Source organism: Rhodopirellula baltica SH 1 (genome assembly GCF_000196115.1).
GTDB classification, from domain to species: Bacteria; Planctomycetota; Planctomycetia; order Pirellulales; family Pirellulaceae; genus Rhodopirellula; species Rhodopirellula baltica.
In genome coordinates this window covers 6,278,517-6,300,931 of record NC_005027.1, presented here as the reverse complement: position 1 = coordinate 6,300,931, position 22,415 = coordinate 6,278,517, and the positions used below count along the sequence as shown (strand labels likewise).

The window sequence follows — 22,415 nt, the reverse complement described above, 5'->3', positions numbered from 1 at the left end:
ATGGGTCACATGTCAAACGTCGCCGAGCATGCTAAGTAGGCCGTACCGAGCAACGCGAGTTACGGCATCCACACATAACCTGTTGCAGGTTAGTCCCCAACGTGAATCACCCACCAAAGAACAAAACCCGCGATCAAACACCCGGTCCGAATCAAACCGTGCCCACTGACTGCCGGAACTCCGCTGACGCTGCGGTCCGGCCTACGGATGGGTCAAATGTCAAACGTTGCTGAGCAGGCCAAGTAGGCCGTACCGAGCAACGCGAGTTACGGCATCGACACCTATTCTGTCGCACGTTGGTCCCCAACGTGAACCACCCACCAAAGAACAAAACCCGCGATCAAACACTCGGTCGGAATCAAACCGGGCCGACTGATTGCCGGAACTCCGCTGACGCTGCGGTCCGGCCTACGGATGAGTCACATGGCAAACATTGCCGAGCATGCCAAGTAGGCCGTACCGAGCAACGCGAGTGACGGCATCCAACCCTAACCTGTCGCACGTTGGTCCCCAACGTGAACCACCCACCAAAAGACAACGCCCGCGATCAAACGCGCGGTCCAAATTAAATCGTGCCGACTGATTGCCGGAACTCCGCTGACGCTGCGGTCCGGCCTACGGATGGGTCACATGTCAAACGTTGCTGAGCATGCCAGGTTGGCCGTACCGAGCAACGCGAGTGACGGCATCCAAACCCAACCTGTCGCAAGTTGGTTCCCAACGTGAACCACCCACCAAAGAACAAAACCCGCGATCAAACACTCGGTCGGAATCAAACCGTGCCGACTGATTGCCGGAACTCCGCTGACGCTGCGGTCCGGCCTACGGATGGGTCACATGGCAAACGTAGCTGAGCATGCCAAGTTGGCCGTACCGAGCAACGCGAGTCACGGCATCCAAACGCAATCGTTCAATCAATTCAACGATATTGAGGAGCCCAAGGCGCCGTAGCCGAGTCCCACCGATTCTGTTCAGCGGCTTGTGGTTGTGCGTTGTAACCTGGTGGCTGATACGCGTTCGGGTTGTAACCACCTTGGTCGCCATAACCCGCGTTGGGCTGTGCGGCAGGGTAATTGTTGTATGCCGGCGGTTGATTGTAATTAGGTGCGCCGTAGTTGGGAGTGTTGTACCCAGCCCCCTGTACCGGCTGACCGCCCTGGGGTGGCCAAGCGTTCGGATTCGCTGGCGCAGCACCTGGATAATAGCCAGCTTGGCCTTGAGCAGGATAACCGCCTTGTTGGGCAGCCTGCTGAGCGGCCTGTTCACGTTGACGCTCGTCCAGAATGTCTCGACCGCGATCGATCGCGGAACGTGCATCGCTGCGAATTTCCGTCTTGTTGATTTCGATCCGTGTCTTGTCGCCATCACGCTCGATGGTGAACCATCCAGCCATGAAAGCCCCACCGATGGCCAGGCCGAGTAAAAGTATTGTCCGCATGACACATCCTTGAAAACAGAAAAGACGAAACGGTCCTCCGAACGTTCGATCATCTCGAAGATCGAGTTTCGGCGGAAGATCAATTCATCAAGTTGGATCGGCATTTGAAATCCAGAAAATTCAGCCGATCCCGATCTTTTGTCGAAATCATCACAATCGGCCCGAACTGCAAATCCCTATTGAATTGACACCTGATTCACTACGATGTGACGTCCACGCCGCGTTGCACGAAACAAAACCATGAAACATATCCGCAATTTTTGCATCATCGCCCACATCGATCACGGTAAATCCACCCTGGCGGACCGGTTGATTCAGTCATGCGGCGGTGTGACTCAACGTGAGTTTCACGACCAAATGCTCGATTCGATGGACATCGAACGGGAACGAGGCATCACGATCAAAAGCAACACGGTCACGCTGAACTACACCGCAAAAGACGGTGAGGCGTACCAACTGAACTTGATCGACACCCCCGGCCACGTCGATTTTTCCCACGAAGTCCGCCGATCGTTGATGGCCTGCGAAGGTGCCCTGATGGTCGTCGATGCCTCCCAAGGGGTTGAGGCTCAAACCGTCGCCAACCTGTACTTGGCCCTCGAATACGACCTGGAACTATTGCCGGTCATCAACAAAATTGATTTGCCCGCCGCCGATGTCGACCGCGTTCGCGGAGAAATCGATGAGGACCTGGGGCTCGATCCCTTTGTCGCGATTCCAGTTTCCGCCAAAACCGGCCAGGGAATCGAAGACGTTCTCGAAGGAATCGTCAAGAACTTGCCCGCGCCGAAAGGCGATCCGAAGGCACCGCTGAAGGCACTCGTCTTTGATGCGTTCTTTGACAAGTATCGCGGCGTGATCCTGCAATGCCGTGTCATGGAAGGAACCCTCAAACCCAAAGACGAGATCCACTTCATGCACGCCGATCGCGACTTCACCGTCGATGAACTCGGCTACAACCAATTCAAACTGGTACCGAAGAAAGAATTGACCGCTGGTGAAGTCGGCTACATCGTCGCTGGTGTGAAAACGGTTCAGGACATCGAGATCGGGGACACAATCACGCTGGCGAATCGACCAGCAGACGAACCGATCCCCGGTTATCAACCGGCACGCCAAGTCGTGTTCTCATCGGTTTACCCAATGAGCACCGACGAATACCAAGACCTCACCAAGGCTCTTGAAAAGCTCTCGATTAACGACGCCGCACTGACCTTTGAAAAGGACAGCTCCGCCGCTCTTGGATTTGGATACCGCTGCGGGTTCCTCGGCTTGCTGCATTTGGATGTGGTTCAAGAACGATTGCAACGAGAGTTTGACATCGGGTTGGTCATTTCCGCCCCATCGGTGCAGTACAAAATCAAACTCAAGGACGGCACGACACAGGACGTCGACAACCCAACCTACTGGCCCGATCCCTCGACGATCGATTCCGTCAGCGAGCCTTATATCAAGGCCCAGATTCTGATTCCGGAAGAGTACGTTGGCCCGGTGATGGAACTTTGCCGCGAGCATCGCAGCGAGAGCCAAACGATGAACTACCTGTCGGCCGGACGCTTGGAAGTCACCAGCGAAATGCCTCTCGGGGAAGTCTTGTTCGACTTCTATGGCAAACTGAAGATGATCACTCGCGGGTATGGCTCGTTCGACTACGTGCCAATCGAGTACCGCAAAACCGACATCGTCAAAGTCGACATCTTGGTCAACAAAGAACCGGTCGACGCACTCGCTTACCTCGTGCACCGTGACAAATCACGCGCCCGTGCAATGCACTACTGCGAGCAACTCGCCGAAGCGATTCCTCGTCACCAGTTCAAGATCCCAATCCAAGGTGCGATCGGCGGCACCGTGATCGCGCGAACCACCATCGCTCCATATCGCAAAGACGTGACCGCGAAACTTTACGGTGGTGACGTCAGCCGCAAGAAGAAGCTTTTGGAGAAGCAGAAGAAAGGCAAAGCCAAGATGAAACAGTTTGGCAGCGTCAACATCCCACAAAAAGCCTTCATCTCCGTGCTCCGCACCGACAAAGACTAACGACTTCGCCCCAACGGGGCAGCGCTATCACAGCCCAGGGCAACGCCCTGGGGGTACGGCGGGATTAAGATTGCAAAGCCCCAACGGGGCGGCCCTAGCGTTTTTTTGGGGACACTCTGTTAGGGCCGCCCCGTTGGGCCTCGCGATGGCATTTTGAAGTTGCGCTTTTCTCACAACCCGACGCGTCAGCGAGGGACCCACCGGCGCGTTGCGATGGCACGCGGTCCCTCGCTGACGCGTCGGGTTATGAAAAACCCAATGCCTCACGCAAAAACGCAACTTCAAAACGATGGCGTCTCCCTCAAGAAACCCCAGGCGATGCCTGGGGCTATTATGGCGCTGCCCCGTTGGGGCGCGGGACAGAACCCAAATGAGCGCCACAACACCAAAGATTCAGCAACCCAGAGCTATCAGGCTGTTGATTTGTTGAGCCGCACCGCGTTAGCGGCGGTTGATTAGACGCCAACCGGGGCTAACGCCCAACGGCTAATGATTGTCACTCGGTATGCGACTAAATCAACAGCCTGCTATCCCACGGTTACCGGAGACGAACCGGACGCGGTCGCGTTCCGGCTGACTAAATCGACAATCCGATAGGCAACGGGCGGTGACGCAGAGGTCGATACCAATTGAACTTTTTCAATCATCCACCCGCGGGCATCCGCTACTCCGCGTCCGCCTCGTAGCCATACCACATCCACGCCAGCGTATCGGCCAAGGTGGCTTCGAACACCTTGCGATCGCAGTGACGGGTCGCCTTCGAGAACACATACCGATATTCGTAGCCCTTCGCTTCCAGCGCGTCGGCGGTGCGTTCGTTCGCCATCACCCAGTTGTGATACGTCGACTCGGGGTCGTTCGCTCGATTGTCGTTCTCCGCAACGTGCGTGAAAATGCGAAGCGGTTTCTTCTCGCTGTTTTCAATCAGCTTCATGCTCGAGTGATACTCCCAAGCCCCCAGCGGGTACTCAGCTTCCTCAGGAGCATCGTCGTCCTGTTGATCCACAAACGTTCCTGAATACGTGATCAAACGGCGAAACCATTCCGGGCGGAACCAACCCATCGTCAGCGCCGCGGCACCACCGCTGCTGCATCCCATCACGCCACGCCCCCACGGGTCATCCGTCAGCTTGAAGTTTGGATAGGCTGCACGAATCTCAGGATGGTTCTCAACGGCTGGCAGAACCTCTAATTGAATGAACCGAGCCAGCCGGTCTGACATCGTGTCGTATTCCAAACCACGTTGGCTGCCTTTGCTGTCGTTGCCTCCGTTTTGAACCGCAATCGCAACGAAGGCGGGAAGTCGACGACTCGGATCCTTTGAGATCGTCATGTTATCCAGTGCGTTTCGAACCAAGTTCAAACGACTCGGACCATCATGCATGACCAGGAACGGTGCCGCGGTCCCGTCTTGGTAAGCCGCTGGCACATAAACCACGATCTTGCGTTCCTTGCGAACGTCCTTGCGTGGATTCAAAGTCGAATCCGTGCCGTCGAAAATCTTGCTTTCCGACAACGGCATCATGAACTCAAATTGTTTTCCCTTGGGCGCTCCCTGATCTTTCAACTCGGGTGCCACCTGATAATCCGGACCAATGACAATGCGTCCATTCTTCAAAGGCGAAGACGCTTGGTCGTCGGCCAATGCCGCCGTGCTGATAAATCCAAGACAAGCGAACGGGGCCAGCATCCATGCCAAGTATGGCAACGAGAAACGGGAAGCGGTCTGCATGAGGTGGGCCGTGGAAGGAGGTGGGGAAGGGGAGAGATCTCGAAGAAGCGACCATTCTAACCAACACATTGTTCAGGGTGCCCGTCCCTCAGGGCGTCGATCACTCAGGGTACCCGTCACTCTGGTTTCAACCTGAGGTGCTTCATCCGACTACGAAGCGTTGGACGACTGATCCCCAGACGCAAACTCGCTTCGCTGAGATTGTTTCCGGTCGCTTTCATCACCTCGCGAATCAAGATTCGGTCGACCTCGTTGTGGATGTCTTCCGAAACCGTGCAGCTCCCCGATGCAAGCCGCCGATTGATTTCTTTCGACACCTCGGATTCCCAGCCATTGGAAATTTCCACGTTGTTCCCAGGGCTGGAGGATTCTCCAAACCCACTCGGTAAAAATGCGGGAACGATGACCGGACCGCTTGCCTTGAGGAGCGTCTGCTTCACGATCCCCTGCAATTCTCGAACATTGCCCGGCCATGAATGAGCCATCAACCGCTGCATCGTTTCAGGTGCAATGGAAACAAAGTCCTTGCCAAGTTGGTCAGCGAACAGCGAAAAGAAATGCTCCGCCATTCGAGCCACATCCTCCCCACGTTCACGCAGCGGCGGCAGTTCAATCGTGAATTCGTTCAAACGATAAAACAAATCGCTGCGGAACGATCCGTCGGCCATCGCCGATTCCAAATCGCGGTTGGTCGCGGCCAATATTCGAACATCGGTCTTGATCGGTTTGCTTCCGCCAACCCTCTCAAACTCTTTCTCCTGCAACACACGCAGTAGTTTTGTTTGCATCACCGGCGTCATGTCTCCGATCTCGTCGAGAAACAATGTGCCTCCGTTGCAAATCTCGAACTTACCAATCCTTCGTTGATCGGCTCCGGTGAACGACCCTCGTTCATGACCGAACAACTCACTCTCGAGCAACGCTTCCGGAATCGCGGCGCAGTTGATCGCGTGAAAGACTTGATCATGTCGTTGGCTGTGTTGGTAGATCGCCCGAGCCACCACTTCCTTGCCCGTCCCGGTTTCGCCCAAGATCAGCACCGCTGCATCCCGAGACGCGACTCGGCCAATGCTTCGAAAAACATCGACCATGGCTGGGCAACTGCCGAGAATCAAATCCGCCGCCGTTGCCTTGGAACGATCGAGTGGCTGCCCCGAATCGGTTGGCAACTCCGCGGGACGTCGAGCCATCCGGCTGGTTTCGAGTGCTGAATCAATCAGCGGGAGAATCCCATCGGGTTCAAACGGTTTGGTGATGTACTCGAACGCGCCGCCACTGATCGCCGTGATTGCGGTCTCAGCGGTTCCATGGCCCGTCATCAGGATCACTGGAACCCGACGATCCATTTCGCGAAATTCATGAATCAATGCGAGACCTGATTGATCCGGCAACTGGATGTCCAGCAACACCGCATCAGGGTCCGTCTCACGAAACAACTCCAGCCCCTTGGCAGCGGTCACCGCCGTCACCACGCGGTAGTCCGGTGCGGGCAAACACAATTGCATGCACTGCAAAATGAGAGGGTCGTCGTCGACAACCAACAGGGTTCTGCAATCGTTCATGAAGTCGCAATCGGTAGGATGACATTGATTGTGGTGCCTTCCCCAAGAACCGAGTCCACTTCGATGGCTCCACCATGGCTCTTGATGATACCGATGGTGGTGCTCAGCCCCAGTCCCGTTCCCTGACCACGTTGCTTGGTCGAAAAGAAAGGTTCAAAAATACGGTCTCGGATCGCATCCTCCATGCCACGACCGGTATCCGTCACACTGACCATCACATACCGACCCGGTGGCAGTACGGTGTAAGAAAACGATCGATCCCCGCTGAGTTCCCAGGACCTCGCTCGGACACTCAGTCGCCCAGCACCGTCCATCGCATCACGGCCGTTGATCGCCAAATTCATCACCACTTGGCTGAGCTCCGTTTCATCGCCGATCACATCGGGCAAATCGGGTTGCACGTCCAGCACCACCTCGATTTCACCGCCCACCGTCCGTTCCAAGATACGCACGATCTCTGGCAGCAACTCGCTCAACGCAATTCGTGCCGGAACGCCATCGCCGCCTCTTGCGAATGTAAGCAACTGAGCGATCAAGTCCGCCCCGCGACTGGCACCACTGACAATCGTGTCCACCAAAGCCGCCCGGTCCAAGTTCGGCGTTTCGCGTTGCAGCATCTTGCCGCTCATCAAAATCGGAGTCAGCAAATTGTTCAGGTCGTGTGCAATCCCGCTGGCGAGCGTCCCCAATGATTCGAGTCGCTGACGGCGTCGCTCGATCTGCGACAGCATCATCGTGTCGGGCGGAGGCACCGGCTTTGATGGCCGAATTTCGCAGCAACGACTGCCCCCCAATGCAATGAGCAACACCAACATCACCAAATAGCCCACCCAAGGCGAACCGTTGGCATACGCCACCCCAAGCAGAACCAAATTGGCTGCCAGAGCGATGACAAACGAGATCAAAAACAAACGGTTGCGAATAACGGCAATTGGGAGTGAATGGAACACGACGCAGGAACACCGTTTGCAATCAACGGCTCCGCGATACCAATTGTATGTTGGCGATCGTCGGATGGTATCAAGCGAGTCTCGTCTTTCCCCAAGCTTTTAGAATGTCGGAATCATTGCGGCAAACCATCGACTCGGCACAAAGTGGTTGGGTGGGCTGTTGCTGGGAAACCGCATTCGGCTCGCGAAAGCTCAATCTTTGCGGGCTCACCAGCCGGCAAGCCTTGCTGGCCGCACGCGCCCTGCGTGGCGAAGAGGCATCGTGCTGGCGAGACGCGGCCGAATGGCTGCGGCGAGTCGAGGCGGACGCCGCAAAAGCCAAACAACTGGCCGAACAAGCCTGGACGCAAGCCACAGCCAACCACTTTGTGATCGCTCATGAGCTGCTTTCAGAATCAGCGACCCTCGAAGCAAAGTACCCGTTGGCGGCCCGCTATCGCGAATGTGCGATCACCCTGGATGGAATGATCCCTGAGAAGAATCGCAACCCAGGGCGTTGCTTTTGAAGTTGCGCTTTTGCATTCGGTTTTGTTGGCCAAAGGCCTTCGTCATCGTAGCCTGGGGCATCGCCCCAGGGATCGAGAACGAAGGGAAATGAGTTGGCCAACGGCCAACATCAACCCACATGTTTTGAATTGAATTTGGCCGTTGGCCAAAATGGGGTCGTGTTTTTCTGCTCCAGGGGCGATGCCCCTGGCTATGTTGAACGAGGCCGTTGGCCATTCGAGGAAAAAGCGCAACTTCAAAAGGCGTTGCCCTGGGCTGTGATAGGGCTGCCCCGTTGGGGCAAGAACTTGCGCAGTCCAGAACCAAGTCAACCCTCCAGTTTGACAGCCCAGCGATCGTCTGGGCTGCGAAATGTTTGGGCTTGTGTCGGCCATGCGTTTGCGCAAGTTTTCATCCCGGTAGGGATGTCAGATGGTAGCCGTCGGTCAGCGATAGCGCCACCGACGGACACCCGTCCCACGCCGTCACTCTCCATCCCGCCGTGGCCAAAGGCCACGGCGGGATGGAGAGTTTTATGGGAGCTCGTGTTCCGGGGGTACGCTGCGACGCAGCAACCCCCGGCTACCATCTGAAATCCCTACCGAGATGAAGAAAGACATTGGCCGGAAGAAAAATTGCATTCGCTATCAGAACGCGAATAGCAAACATTTTGCAGCCCATCGTTCGCCCCAGTTGTACGCGGTAGCAACAACGCTATTGCCTACGCTTCTTCTGCCAATGGTTCTGGCAACCAGAACGACAGCACCGATCCGGCCAGATAAACAAACAACACCACGCAAGCTGCCGCGATCGCGGTGCTGCCCGAAGGCAACATCGTCGTCAGCCATGCGGTGACGGCGGCGAACGAAGTCCCGATCATCCGGCCGCCAATGTTCGCGGCAAAACTCTCGCCCGTCCCGCGAAGATGCAACGGGAAAGCTCGCGGAAGATAGTTGCCCCAAAAACTAAACTGGGCCACCGTGAAGAAACCGCACAACAGGATTCCCCACTTGAGCAAATCCAAGTTGTCACGAGCCGGAAAGAAGAACACCAATGGAACGATCACCAAACCAGGCCACTGGAACAGCCGCAGCAACCAACGCCGACTCACGATCGCAACGGCCAACGCCGCCAGCGCAAAACGCCCTAGCAAGCCGCCAATCTCCTGATAGCCGTTGACCGTTGCCGCGGTCTCTTGCTCGATCTTCTTCGCCGCAGGCACCGGCAAACCATCGGTCTGAGATCGCACCTGTGGCAGTCCAGGCACGATCGATGGAACTTGTTGCAACGCTCCAAACGCCGCACCATAGCTGCACGCGAACATCAACGTCGTGATGATCGTTGTGCGACGCAGATTCGGTGCAAACAAAGCCGCGATGCTGGGACGCTGCAACGTGCCGGCCGCCTTCTTGGCCGCCCACTGAGGTGACTCAGGAAGAAACGGACGAATCATGATCAACGGGATTGCGGGAATCACACCGGAGACAACCGTGTAACGCCACGCCTCATGGCCGCCCGCAATTTCCGGCAACGAACTGGCATACTGAATCGCCAAATAATTCGCGGCCGTGACCAGCAAACCACCGACGGAAGAGAACGCTTGTGTGTACCCCAGCGCCGCTTCGCGATGCTTGACATTGGGAAACAACTCCGCCACCCAAGCGACCGCCGCAACGAACTCCACACAAACGCCCACGAACACCAAACATCGCAGAAACAACAGCATCCCGATGGAGGTCACAAAGCCGCTGGCCAGCGCCGCGAAAGCGTACAGCAGAATGCTGTAGGTCAACACACGTCGCCGCCCCCACAGGTCGGTGAGGTAACCGCCAAACAAACCAAAGATCCCACCCACCATCGCGGGAACAAAGAACAACATGCCACGCCAATACTCAAACTCCGGCGTGCCGGGTGAGATCCCACCGAGTTCCTGCAAGGCAGGCCGCAGGATCAACGGCAACATCAACAGTTCATAAATATCAAACGCAAACCCAATCGCTGCAATGAAACAAACGATGGCTACGGTGACTTTGGAGGGCGACGGCGCAGTGGACGATGGAGACAACGGAATCATGAATCACGAAAGAGAAACGAAGCGGACCTAAACACGTCGGCAGCAATGATCGGGCAAAACCATGTGAGCCGTTTGGGCGTTAGCGGGCTGTTGATTTAATGAGCCGTACCGCGTTAGCGGCGGTTAGTCAGACGCCAACCGGGGCTAACGCCCATCGGCTAATTGTTGTCACTCGGTATACGACTAAATCAACAGGCTGTTAGTCCCGGTTGCCCGCGGGAACAGTGGCGTTTGCCAAAACAGTTCAAATGCCGAAAAACTCCTGCCGACCTGCTTAGTAAAAAACGTCACAAACCTGACTGCGGACGAGAACCTCAGTTCTCTCGCACGTTCACGTTGTCGATGAAGTACTCGGCGTTGGTGGCATTGCCAAACAAACCCGGGCTGCCATTGCGGTTGGGAGCCTCATCAATCGCGGTCACCGTCCAGGCATCGGGCTCCGCTTCTTCGCGAGGCCAAACCTTGCCCTTCAGAATCGCTTTGCCATCTTCCAAACTCGCCTGCAATTTCAGCGTGTACCAAACTCCCGCTTCCCACTGCACCGGAACACTCTGAGCCATCCGCAACTGAGCCGCCCAGGTTCGAATCTGCAGCTTTTGAGATTCACCCATCAGGTCCAATACATAACGCTGAGCGATGACTCCCATGTCCGGCAACTTGCTCGTCCCCGATTGTGCTTTCACATCCGCAGTGATGGTGTAGTTGTGCAAGTCCGTTGGACCGAACCACGCTTGGCTGCGAGTTCCCTTGGGGATCGTCGAAACCTTCGCAATCACCGGTTCGCCATCAACCGATCGAGCCTCATGTCGGTAGCGTGCCCCCACCCAAGTGATCGGAACTTCGCCATCGGAAAAATCAAAGGCCCACGGCAACGACGGCACCACCCGGACTCTTGAGGTTGCCAAAAGTTCGCCTCTACGGACATTCACGGTGACGGCACCGTGTTGCATTTGACCATCTGCTTGGAACACCCCGTCACGACCGACGGCCCCCGCTCCTTCCGCTTCAAACGTCAGTCCATCAAGTGGCAATTCCAATCGCTGGCCTCGCGAATTGAACGCGACCACTTCGTACGAAATCACCTCGCCGGGACGAACCATCGCCTCGGCGGGGATGAGTTGCAATTGAGCGATTTCAGGATCGTCGCTGACCGGCAACTCGGGCTCGAACGCTTCAGATGACACTTTCACCGTTGCCACCGAATTCGATCCCGCATCACTTTCGTTTTCAAGACAGAACAGTCCACCAGTCGTCGGCAGATAGATTCGGCCGTGAGACACAATGGGCGATCCTCCCACTTCATGACCGCGTGGCAAGCGAACCTTGAAGACGGACTCAATCCCTTCCTCGGTTGGCTTCAGCACATGAAAGACACCTTGCGACGTGCAACCATAAATTTTGCCATCGGCATACAACAAACTGCCACGCATCGCCGTCCCCAACTTCACCGGTGGGCAAACCTCTTCTCCCGTTTCGCGATTCAGCACTCGCAACCGGGACGAGTCTTCGACAACGTACAACCGATCACCCACCAGCAACGGAGAACTCTTGCCGCACATGATCTCTTCGGTTCGCCAAACTTCCGCGGAAGCCGATTCCAGTGAGGCGTGGGTCGCATCAATTCGAACAACCGCTCCCATCGCGGTGCCCTCTGGGTTCTCTTCCCCATGTGTGGTGTAAACGTTGCCTTCGCTGTCCACTGCGACGGACGTGTTGATCCCTCGCCGTGAGACAGGTTCGTGCCACAGGATCTTTCCCGTGCGAGGCTGGATACCATAAACGTCTCCGTCACCGCTGCCGGCGACCATCACGGGCTGTCCACCGATGACCTTGATGATTGGTGTGCTGAAGGTGGTGTCTTCTGGCAATGGTCGTGTGCTCACGCTCCAAACCAGCGTCCCGGATTGCTTGTCAAACGCAAAGAAGCGATGAGCAGGGCGAGCGGTCGCGTCCCAACCGGTGGTCACACCACTGATGATGACCAAGTTCTCATAGATCACTGGAGTGTTGGTTCGGCCGCCATAAGTGCTGAGCATCCCGAACTCTTCACTCAGCGATCGAGACCAAGCGGTCTCGCCCGTTGTCGCATCGATCGACTGCAACAAACAACATGCTCCGAGCGCATACACTCGATCCAGTTCTGGGTCGCCACAAACATTCGACCACCCCACGCGTTCCGCTGGCAGATCCGACAGAAAAACGTTGTACACGTTCTCCCACAGCAGATCGCCCGAATCAGCGTCCAAGGCAATCACCTTCTCGGCGTCCTGGGACGTCCCCGGCTGGTCACGCACGATCGTGAACACACGCCCGTTCATCACGATCGGTGTGGAGATCCCCGAGGCTATCTCGCTCTTCCAAAGAACGTTGCTTCCCGAACCGCCTTTGGGATCGAAGCGATCGATCAATCCTGTTTCAGGTGAGGTTCCGTTTTGAAACGGACCACGCCAATTGGCCCAATCCAACTCGTCAGCGATCGTCGCGGCCGATCCACCCACCACCTGACAACACAGCCACACCGACAACAAGCCGAATCGCAACGACGACGTTTTCACTCGCACACTTCCAGGACAAAACCGATGCTCCCGCCGAGTCGCTCCGGGAAGACTGAGCCGACATCACTCGCGAGAAACTGCACGCTTCTGGGAACGCACTTCCCAGACCAAATCACGCAGGGAGAGTCAAAACCACCGGGCGAACGCAGATCCCGATCGGTTTTTCACTCGAGTGGACTGCACAATCCAATCTTTTTTGGTGCTCCAACGGAAAGCAGGTCGTTGATTTGGCCTCCCTACCGGAAAGATCCTTGCCACACGCTGGAAAAGTTCTTTCCACTCGGCCGGCCGCTGGAATCAAGTGCTTCGTCGGAATGTCATTTTCCGATTAAAATATTGAATTGGAATGATGCGAATCAGCACCTCTGCCCGGTGTTCCCCATCTCAGTGACCTGTGAAGTTTGGTTGCAGTGATCGGGATGTTTGGCTCGGTACATCGCTTGCGACGCACTTCGCCACGGATTCGCACAGACCAACTCCCACCTCAAGGATGAATCGGCGAAACGAGCCTTCTTCTCCTACAACCGAGTTCGCTCGGCCCGCCATCGGTGTCCTCCCACCTCTTTGCTGAGTCTCCTGTGCGTCGAACAACCTTCCTTATTTGCGCTGCGTGTCTGCTCGTCGTCCGTCCTCCGCTCTTGCACGCGGACCCGGCCCCGGAACCTTCGCCCGCGGTGAAGTTTCAATCGCAGGACAAAGTCGTCAGCTTCGAAACAGATTTCGCGGGCGGCAAGATTGATCAATTGGTGGAACTTGGTGGCGATGACTTTGAGATTTTGATTCGCCCCGAAAATGAACCGATCAACGATAGCGCGTGGTACGCGTTTCGAGTTCACTCGACCAATCCGCGACACATCAACGTCCGACTTCGTTACGAAGGCGGCTCACATCGCTATGAACCCAAGATCAGCCACAATCGTGTCGAGTGGAAATCGGCCGAACATCTGATCGTTGCCCGACATCCCGGCGGGCAAGAGGTCACGTTGCGTTTGCCGGTCAGCGACCAAGTTCTCTGGGTTGCCGGACAGGAACTGGTTGGCAACAAAGACATTGCGACTTGGGTCGACACACTCGCTCAATTTCCATTCGTCGAATCATCGCTCGCAGGTCGATCCGTCCAAGACCGTCCGATTCATCGGCTCGCGATCGGCAACCCCGACAGCAAAGAGGTCATCTACGCACTTTCGCGTCAGCACCCACCAGAAGTCACCGGCACGATTGGCATGATGCACTTCATCGAGGCGTTGTGCAGTGACACCGAACTTGCCAAACGCTATCGGGCGGAGTTTTTGACCGTCGGCATTCCGATCGCGAATCCAGATGGAGTGGCCAAAGGTTATTGGCGATCCAATGCCAATGGCGTCGACCTCAACCGCGACTGGCTGGCATTCCAAGAACCTGAAACACGTTCGATCCGTGACGACTTGGTTCGCCTTCGCGGTGAACAAGAGAAACGGTTGTGGTTGTTTCTCGATTTCCACAGCACCTACAACGAAGTCTTCTACACCGTCCCGAAACAAACCAAGCTGTTCCCCGAAGGCTTCACCGCAGAATGGCTGAAATCGCTCAACGGTCGAATGGGCGACTCGACCATGTTGCGAGACGACGGCCACAACGCTCACCGCAGCACCAGCAAAGCTTGGGTGGCGCGAGAACTTGGCATTCATGCGGTGACCTATGAGTTCGGCGACGAAACCGATCGTGAACGCATTCGCAAAATCGCCATCGGATCCGCCGAGGAAATGATGAAAATCCTTCTCGCTCGCAAAGCCAAACTGTCACCAACCGCTTCTCGCTGAAGCATCATGGCAGAACCTCTGCCGTCTATGCAGGTCGGCTGGAATGATCGGGCACAACCATATGAGCCGTTTGGGCGTTAGCAGGCTGTTGATTTAGTCACATACCGAATGACAATCATTAGCCGTTGGGCATTAGCCCCGGTTGGCGTCTAATCAACCGCCGCTAACGCGGTGCGGCTCAATAAATCAACAGCCTGTTAGCCCCGGTTGCGTTTGAAAACCGTGGCTAACGCCAAGCGGCTCACACACCCGACGACCGCTTTTGACCTTTCATGAAATCTCGTTGAAGAGTGTTTGCACGCCACGCCATCCAGGGTTTACCCTTGGCCCGCTTTCATTGCAGCCACTTCCTCGACAAACGCCTCCATCATGACTTTCAACCAATCGAATTGCCGAGCCATCTCGCTCGCGAGCTTGTTCGTTCTCACCAGCCTCTCCCTGGCTGGACCACTTGCCGCACAAGACACCCACATCGCACCTTCGAAGTCCGCTTTCAGTGCGGAACCGTTTCAGGTGACGTGTGAAGGTACCTATCCTCACCACTTGCAAGGTGTTTGTGCTGACGCGACTTCGATCTATTGGTCGTTCACCACCACGTTGGTCAAAACGGACCATGACGGCAAAGTGCTGAAGAAGATCCCCGTCGCGAACCATCACGGCGATCTTTGCTTCCGCGATGGCAAGATCTATGTCGCCGTCAACCTTGGCAAATTCAACGATCCCGCAGGAAACGCGGACTCATGGGTCTACGTCTATGACGCGGAATCGCTGGACGAACTTGCTCGACACGAAACGCAGGAAGTCTTTCACGGGGCAGGCGGGATCGGACACCGCGAAGGCCACTTCTACGTCGTTGGCGGATTGCCTGATTCATTTGACGAAAACTATGTGTACGAATACGACGACCAGTTTCAATTCGTCAAAAAGCACGTGATCACGAGCGGACACACTCACCTCGGAATCCAATCCGCAACCTTCGCCCACAATCGTTGGTGGTTTGGTTGTTATGGATCGCCCGCCATCACGCTTGTCACCGATGCGGACTTCCAGATGAAAGGGCGATACGAGCTCAACTGTTCGCTCGGCATTGAGGGGCTCGCGGATGGGCGATTGCTCGTCGCCAGTGGTCGCTGCGACAAAGAAAACGGTTGCAGTGGAAAGATCCTCTCGGCGCAGCCGAGTGAATCAGCGGGCTTTCAGCTCTAAAAGTGACGCGGGAAGCGTTTTTTAGAAAGCATGTCCAATCAGCGGGTCAGTTGCCCCTTCCCGTTGCTCACTGCATTAGGATCGTCGCTTTCCCCACGTCACTCACTGAATGCCCAGGTGGACGATGTCCAATAAAATGCTTCCGAATCGACGCGACATACTGGTAGGCGGGACCGCTTTGGCTGCCGTCGGTCTCGGCAACGTTTCACCCGCTCAGACGCCCGTTTCATCGTCCGCCAATGATCGCCTGAAGATCGCCGCCATTGGCGTTGGCGGACGAGGCGGTTCGAACCTGCGAACGATGGAGCAGACCGAAATGGTCGACGTCGTCGCGGTTTGCGATGTCGACACGAGATTCACCGACCAAGCCGTCCAGCGACATCCAAAGGCCAAGGCTTTTCGGGATTTCCGGAAACTATATGACGCCGTTGGGAACGACATCGATGCGGTCGTTGTCAGCACCACCGAACACACTCACGCGTTTGCAACGATGCCCGCGCTGCAACTTGGCAAGCACGTCTATTGTGAAAAGCCCTTGGCGTACAACATCGACGAAACGCGACAGATCGCAGAAGCGGCAGAGCGAGCCGGTGTCGTCACTCAAATGGGAACCCAAATTCACGCTGGCAGCAACTACCACCGGGTCGTGGAACTGATCCAAAGCGGTGCGATCGGCGATGTCAGCGAAGCTCACGTCTGGGTCAACCGAGCCTGGGGTTTGCAATCCGAAGCGGACGCGAAAAAACACCGCGACCTTCTGCACGTGGATTCCCGTCCAACCGACATGATGACACCGCCGGACCATGTCGACTGGGATCTGTGGCTGGGTCCCGCCCCGGTCCGTCCTTATCATTCGGTCTACTTCCCCGGACCTCGTTGGTATCGATGGTGGGATTTCGCTGGTGGAACCATGTCGGACCTCGGCAGCCACTGGAATGACCTGCCGTTCTGGGCACTGGAACTCGACGCACCCACCACGGCGGAAGCGTTCGGCCCTCCGGCTCATTCGGAAATTGCCCCCGCATCGATGTCGGTGAAGTACGAATACCCTTCACGCGGCGATCGCGGCCCGGTCTCCGTTTCCTGGTACCAAGGCACGCACAAACCTGAGATCTGGCAACGCGGCGAGATCCCGCGCTGGGACAGCGGAGTTTTGTTCATTGGCAGCAAAGGCATGTTGCTGTCTGACTATGGAAAACACGTGCTGCTACCCGAGGAATCCTTTGTCGACTTTGAGCCGCCGGCCCCGTTCGTACCTGACTCCCCCGGACACCACGAACAATGGGTTCGAGCATGCTTGGGCGAGGGTGAAACGGCCAGCCCCTTCCGCTACGCCGGACCGCTGACCGAAGCCAACCATCTCGGCAATGTTGCCTATCGAGTTGGCAAAAAGATCACTTGGGATCGCGACAAGATGGAGTGCGTGGGTTGCCCCGAAGCCGCCCCCTTCATCGCCAGAGAACCACGCGAAGGATGGTCGCTGAGCTAAAACAGAGGGTGCGGCACAGCGGGCTGTTGATTTAATGAGCCGTACCGCGTTAGCGGCGGTTAGTCAGACGCCAACCGGGGCTAACGCCCATCGGCTAATTGTTGTCACTCGGTATACGACTAAATCAACAGGCTGATAGGCTTCCAACCTTTGTTCCGCGCCATCACAGGCAGGAAGCCGATGCCACTCATCGTGAGCCTATTCACGCGGGTCGTGTGAAACCCCAAGACGCCGCCAACGCATCCGCGGCCTCTTCAATGTCAGTGATCTCACCCCAGCCACCGTTCCGCAAAAACGCATGCGCAAACTCGTGAGCGATCACATAATGTGCGAACCCTTCCGTCGCGTCCGCCAACTTGCTTCGCAGAATCACGCAGCGACTGCCGTTTCCATCGATTCCAGGGGCGGGCATCAAAAACGACCAGCCCACACCGGGAACGTAATTGTCGATTTCCACTCGAAAGCGATCATCGTTCAGAAAGTCCGCTTGCACGTCCTCAGGCAGTTGCCTCAAAACAGCCAGCACCCTTTCCTGCAAAACAGGGTACTCCTCAAAGGGTGCGATGTACTCGGAGAACGGCATGGCAAATAAATGGACGGTGAACGGTGGAAGGCTTGCAAGCTGAGAAGATTTCCCGGTGACGACCAGTTCAATCTTCGGCTCCAAATCGAGAGTCAAAAGCAGCGTGGCTCGAGTTTAAAGCACGCGGATCAATGACGCCCCCCTGATTCGACCGTGCACTGAGAATCTTGCAGCCTTGCTGCGGTCTCGCTCAAAAGCGTATCCGTGAACAAAGTTCTCTCATTCACCGAAGCAAGGACGCTCGCGATGACCGAATTCTATCGACGATTGCTGCCGTGTCTCTGCGCCGTCTCTTTGGTTGGAACCCAACTCCCCGAAGCGAATGCGGCTCCTACGGAGCCAAATCAATTCGCGACGCAACAACTTGCTCCCGCGTCAAATGTCCCTCACCTGAAAGACGTCGGGCAATCCGAGGCTGGCCTGTCGCCAAGTGCGACCTCGAGTCGCGATGCAGCGAGTTCCGTCTCGCTCGTTTCCGCGGAAGACGATTTGGCTGCTGAAACGTCCTCTGCGGTGCTGGAGAACAAACAAGAAGAAGTTGCTGCTGAGCTTCGCGTCGCGATGCTGCAAGAGAAGCAGGAGGCGGAGTCGTCTGGAAACGACAACGACCAGCCCAGTGCTGACTCCAGTCGGGTCGACCTACTCAAGCAAATCGATGTCGTCATCGCACAGCAACAGTCGGCAACTTCGTCCAACGAAGACCACGACGCACAAGTCGCTTCGCTAAAGCAATTGCTGACTCGACTCGCAGATGGAAAAATCGAGGATAGAACGCCACCGTATTCGATCGTGTACCAGGACGGACTGAAAGAATCCGTCCGCAATGCGAACACCCGGCTACTTTCGGCTGAGTCGTCCGTCGTCTCAGCTCGTAACGCAGCCGAAACCGCCAAACTCGAATTGGATGACCGCGCGAAGACACTCCGTCAACGAAAAGAAAACTCCACGCCGGCAACCGAAAGCGAGATCCAAATCGCCGAGCTAGAGCAAAAGCTCGCCGAGGAAATGCTCGTGCTTCGTCGCCAAGAGCTATCAATCGCCGAAGCCAACCAAGCGATCGCAAAACTGCAGCTTGAGATCGAAGAAAAGAAGCTGGCGATCGTCGGTGACAGCATCGTCTTCACCCGTGAAATGCTCGAGCAAAAACTGGATGACTTTGACCTCCGAGAGATTGAGCTAAAGCAACAAGTCGCTCGCCTCAAGAACGAGTTGCATTTTGCTGAACGCCGATGGATGGCGGCACGACAAGAAACAGACTCCACGCCCAACGCGGGACCTGAGCTGACCGAGCGAGTGGACTCACTCAAAGTCGCCCAGATGACGCTTCAGAATCATTCGTCTTTGATCAACCAGCAACTGCAGCGGATTCCAATCCTCAAAAAGGCATGGGAACGTCGCTTTGTTGAAGACGGCATCGCCAGCGGTGTGCTTGAACGTGGGTTCGTGAATCAGCGCCGACAAGTTGTCTTGGTACGGCAGTTTCAACGCCCGGTCGAACTTGTAAGCCCACCGTGCCGCCAACTCCAACGTACGGCGAGCGTAGAAGCAGGACGTGCGAGGATCGGGGATCGCCGCCGACTCGGCTTTGCTGGCCGCTTCGTGGATGTCCTTCCATTCGGAGGTGAGGAAGTCAAAGTTGCTCATCGCGTGCCCTCGGTTTCCGTCATGAAAGTTCCCCTCGAAACGCCCGGTGTTGGAGGGAGGCGAAGAGTTGATCTAATTCGGCAACTGCCGAACGATGTTTTTCTTTCAATACTTCGACACTAGCGATCTGCTCCTCAAACTCACGCTGCCTGTCCATCGAAGGCAGCGGAATTGGAGTAGCGTTCAGTGTCTTCTTGCTAATGAACTTCACTGTCCCGCCGGTTAGGAAGCGATCAAAGTAATGCTGACTAGCGAGACGATCAAAGTAGTGTTTGCAAAACGAGGGTGAGACCTGATCGAGATCGAGCTTGATAAGAAACAAGTTCCATGCAATCAAGAAGTCGTTCTCTTGTTCCATGAGTAAGCTTTTTCCAATTGTTCCGATGTTGCAAAGCAGCAAATCGTTTCGCGCTGGTCGATACTTTTCTTTGTACTTCAGGTACGTCGCCTTGCTGACGAATCTTGCGTCAGACAGGTCAAGGTAGCCTTGAGTTGTGTGTTTGGACTGAATAATTGGAAACCCGTCATTTTGGTATTCAATTTTCTCGGTAACCGTGTTGATTCCCTGATGCATGTCACGGCTGATGTTTCCGAGAGTAGTCGTGCCTAAATCTGCGCTGCCATCCAGAAGTCTCGCCAAGATGGATTGGGTGAGTTCGTCGAGGAGGGCGAGGGCGGCGCGACGCTTGGCTCGCAACGCCTCCGCCCGATCCAAGATCTCCGCGATCCGCTTCTGCTCCGAAAGCGGCGGAAGGGGAATCTTCGTGTTCTTGATCACGCCCTGACTGATGTTAGGTTGCCCTCCACCGACTCGCTGAGTCAACCAGTACGGAACTTTTGACCGTAAGGCGTGGTAGAGATACCGACGCTCGACTCTCGTATCATCTGGAATCAAGTAGCAGACAGCTTGATTGGTTGCTGCTTCAATGCCGAGCATGCCGACTCTGCCAACGGTCGCGCCGTATAACGCGACCAAGAGTGTGTCAGCTGGCAGAAGCTTGGCAGATGACTCTTTAAGCCCAAGTTCGGTTATGGATTCTCCGGTTTCGGTAATCACTGATTCGCGAAGCTCGCCAGATTTAACCCATGGGATCGAACCATCGTAATAGATTTCTTGCTTCGCTCGCGACGGAGTTCCACCACTACCGGTGTCGCAGATTTCGGAGAGAGCTACCTCGTGACTTGTCACTTCAGCATCCCCCGCAGTTGCTTCATGCCTTGGGTGATCTCTTTCTCGATGCTTTCCAACTCATCCAGAATCGCTTGCGGTGGGCGATGGTCGACTTCTTCGTGGACGACTTCCTTGTAACGGTTGATCGACAAGTCGTAACCTTGCTCGACGATGTCCGACTTCGGCACGCAAAAGCTCTGCGCTGTCCGCTCGTTCTTTCGCTCAGACTTGTCCCGCTTGCTCCATCGCTGCAAAATGTCGGGCAAGTTGTTCTTGGCGTGCTCGTCCCCCGTCAGCTTCGCCGTCGGCGCTGGGCCTTGCTTCTCCGGTGGTAACAATTCGGTTCGCTTGTCGTCCAGCGACTTGCCATCGGCCTGCATGTCGTAGAACCAAACGTGCTCGGTGCCGCCCGAGTTGGTCTTGGTGAACAACACGATCGCCGTCGAGACGCCCGCATACGGCTTGAACACGCCGCCGGGCATCGAAATGATCCCGTCCAGCTTCTGATCCTCGACCAACATCTTCCGCAGCGTCTTGTGGGCCTTCGACGAACCGAACAACACGCCGTCGGGGACGATGATCGCCGCGCGGCCACCGGGCTTGAGCAACCGCAGGAACAGCGTCAAAAACAGCAGCTCGGTCTTCTTCGTCTTGACGACTTGCAATAAGTCCTTGGCACAGCTTTCGTAATCCAGCGAGCCAGCGAACGGAGGATTGGCCAGCACCAGCGAGTAGCGTTCTTCCTCCGCACCGTGTTCCTGAGCCAACGAGTCGCGGTAGACGATGTCGGGATTCTCCACGCCGTGCAGCAGCATGTTCATGCTGCCGATCCGCAGCATCGTGCTGTCGAAGTCAAATCCGTGGAACATGTCGCCATGGAAGTGCTTTTTCAGCTTGGCATCGCGGAGGACTTCGGGATGTTTTTCACGCAGGTACTCACCCGCCACGACCAAGAACCCAGCCGTTCCGCAAGCCGGATCGCAGATCACGTCCGTCGGCGTCGGTGCGGTCAGTTCCACCATTAATTCGATGATGTGACGCGGCGTTCGGAATTGGCCGTTCTGGCCCGCTGAGGCGATCTTGCCGAGCATGTATTCGTACAGATCGCCCTTGGTGTCCCGATCCTCCATCGGCACTTGGTCGATCATGTCCACGACTCGGGCCAGCAGCGCCGGTGTGGGGATCGTGAACCGAGCGTCTTTCATGTGCTTGGTGTACGTCGATCCGTCACCACCGAGCGTTCGCAGAAACGGAAAGACGTGCTCGTTGACCACATCGAACATTTCCTTGGGCTCGAAGTGTTTGAACCGCGACCAGCGGAGGTCTTCGTAGGAGCGTTTCTTTTCGTCCTTGCCCTCGGGGAAGATCCGATTTTCCATCGGCTTCTTGGTGCGGTCGGCTTTGTTTTCTTCGAGCGTATGCAGATCGTCGAGGCGTTTGATGAACAGCAGATACGTGATTTGCTCCATCACCTCCAGCGGATTCGAGATCCCGCCCGTCCAAAACGCGTCCCAGAGCCTGTCGACCTTGCTCTTGATTTCACCCGTGATCAATTCGCTTCTCCATGCGGAACTCGTTGTTGTTGTCTCTTCGACGGTCCCGCACCGTAACGGATCCCCACAGCGTGGACGCAGCCGTTTCCAGATCGAGCCGAAGGGGCGACAGCCTATCAAAATTCGGACCCCCGCA

16 protein-coding genes are annotated in these 22,415 nt (G+C 56.1%); 7 read left to right on the top strand and 9 right to left on the bottom strand.

Features of this window, described 5'->3' with window-relative positions; translation table 11 throughout:
- Nucleotides 1-919: 919 nt before the first annotated feature.
- Nucleotides 920-1,393 carry a hypothetical protein gene (locus tag RB_RS24350; RefSeq protein WP_007327389.1) on the bottom strand — a complete coding sequence of 158 codons (474 nt, stop codon included), beginning with the start codon at nt 1,391-1,393 and terminating at the stop codon, nt 920-922.
- A 285-nt stretch (nt 1,394-1,678) separates the two neighbouring features.
- Between RB_RS24350 and lepA the strand changes: the two genes are divergently transcribed.
- On the top strand, nt 1,679-3,475 hold the full coding sequence (gene lepA / locus RB_RS24345) for a translation elongation factor 4 (protein ID WP_007334775.1): 1,797 nt from the start codon (nt 1,679-1,681) through the stop codon (nt 3,473-3,475).
- Nucleotides 3,476-3,733: 258 nt separating this feature from the next.
- Nucleotides 3,734-3,934: a hypothetical protein gene (locus RB_RS24340; protein ID WP_144043561.1), complete on the top strand. Its 201-nt coding sequence runs from the start codon at nt 3,734-3,736 to the stop codon at nt 3,932-3,934.
- Nucleotides 3,935-4,139: 205 nt separating this feature from the next.
- Here the strand turns inward: RB_RS24340 and RB_RS24335 are convergent, their stop codons facing one another.
- The 3 genes from RB_RS24335 to RB_RS24325 all read right to left on the bottom strand — a co-directional run bounded on the left by RB_RS24335 (nt 4,140) and on the right by RB_RS24325 (nt 7,719).
- Nucleotides 4,140-5,207 (bottom strand): alpha/beta hydrolase, encoded by a 1,068-nt coding sequence (locus tag RB_RS24335; RefSeq protein WP_164922457.1) that lies wholly within the window; start codon nt 5,205-5,207, stop codon nt 4,140-4,142.
- 116 nt (nt 5,208-5,323) lie between these two features.
- A complete protein-coding gene (locus RB_RS24330; protein ID WP_011123376.1) occupies nt 5,324-6,769 on the bottom strand; it encodes a sigma-54-dependent transcriptional regulator in 1,446 nt (481 codons plus the stop codon).
- Nucleotides 6,766-7,719 carry a two-component system sensor histidine kinase NtrB gene (locus RB_RS24325; protein WP_011123375.1) on the bottom strand — a complete coding sequence of 318 codons (954 nt, stop codon included), beginning with the start codon at nt 7,717-7,719 and terminating at the stop codon, nt 6,766-6,768. The genes RB_RS24330 and RB_RS24325 overlap by 4 nt, the downstream gene beginning before the upstream one ends.
- A 104-nt stretch (nt 7,720-7,823) precedes the next feature.
- On the opposite strand from RB_RS24325, the gene RB_RS24320 reads away from it, so the two are divergent.
- Complete coding sequence (locus RB_RS24320) at nt 7,824-8,225, top strand: hypothetical protein (protein ID WP_164922456.1); 402 nt, start codon at nt 7,824-7,826, stop codon at nt 8,223-8,225.
- A gap of 701 nt (nt 8,226-8,926) precedes the next feature.
- Here the strand turns inward: RB_RS24320 and RB_RS24315 are convergent.
- Nucleotides 8,927-10,279, bottom strand: coding sequence for an MFS transporter (locus RB_RS24315; RefSeq protein ID WP_011123371.1), 1,353 nt, complete (start codon nt 10,277-10,279; stop codon nt 8,927-8,929).
- Nucleotides 10,280-10,593: 314 nt separating this feature from the next.
- On the bottom strand, nt 10,594-12,834 hold the full coding sequence (locus RB_RS24305) for a PQQ-binding-like beta-propeller repeat protein (RefSeq protein WP_231845946.1): 2,241 nt from the start codon (nt 12,832-12,834) through the stop codon (nt 10,594-10,596).
- 674 nt (nt 12,835-13,508) lie between these two features.
- Between RB_RS24305 and RB_RS24300 the strand changes: the two genes are divergently transcribed.
- From RB_RS24300 to RB_RS24290, 3 genes are all read left to right on the top strand, one after another.
- Entirely contained in the window at nt 13,509-14,633 is a 1,125-nt protein-coding gene (locus RB_RS24300; RefSeq protein WP_164922455.1) for a M14 family metallopeptidase, read from the top strand.
- 369 nt (nt 14,634-15,002) lie between these two features.
- A complete protein-coding gene (locus RB_RS24295) occupies nt 15,003-15,839 on the top strand; it encodes a hypothetical protein (RefSeq protein WP_164922454.1) in 837 nt (278 codons plus the stop codon).
- A gap of 124 nt (nt 15,840-15,963) precedes the next feature.
- Entirely contained in the window at nt 15,964-17,328 is a 1,365-nt protein-coding gene (locus RB_RS24290; protein ID WP_164922453.1) for a Gfo/Idh/MocA family protein, read from the top strand.
- 202 nt (nt 17,329-17,530) lie between these two features.
- On the opposite strand, the gene RB_RS24280 is transcribed toward RB_RS24290, so the two are convergent.
- Nucleotides 17,531-17,911 carry a hypothetical protein gene (locus tag RB_RS24280; RefSeq protein ID WP_231845945.1) on the bottom strand — a complete coding sequence of 127 codons (381 nt, stop codon included), beginning with the start codon at nt 17,909-17,911 and terminating at the stop codon, nt 17,531-17,533.
- A gap of 204 nt (nt 17,912-18,115) precedes the next feature.
- Between RB_RS24280 and RB_RS24275 the strand changes: the two genes are divergently transcribed.
- Complete coding sequence (locus tag RB_RS24275) at nt 18,116-19,678, top strand: coiled-coil domain-containing protein (RefSeq protein WP_011123363.1); 1,563 nt, start codon at nt 18,116-18,118, stop codon at nt 19,676-19,678.
- Here the strand turns inward: RB_RS24275 and RB_RS24270 are convergent.
- Together RB_RS24270 and RB_RS24265 are read right to left on the bottom strand one after the other, a co-directional pair.
- Nucleotides 19,575-20,744 (bottom strand): restriction endonuclease subunit S, encoded by a 1,170-nt coding sequence (locus RB_RS24270; protein ID WP_011123362.1) that lies wholly within the window; start codon nt 20,742-20,744, stop codon nt 19,575-19,577. The genes RB_RS24275 and RB_RS24270 overlap by 104 nt on opposite strands.
- Nucleotides 20,741-22,279 (bottom strand): type I restriction-modification system subunit M, encoded by a 1,539-nt coding sequence (locus RB_RS24265; protein ID WP_164922452.1) that lies wholly within the window; start codon nt 22,277-22,279, stop codon nt 20,741-20,743. Before RB_RS24265 ends, RB_RS24270 begins: the two co-directional genes overlap by 4 nt.
- Nucleotides 22,280-22,415 lie beyond the last annotated feature (136 nt).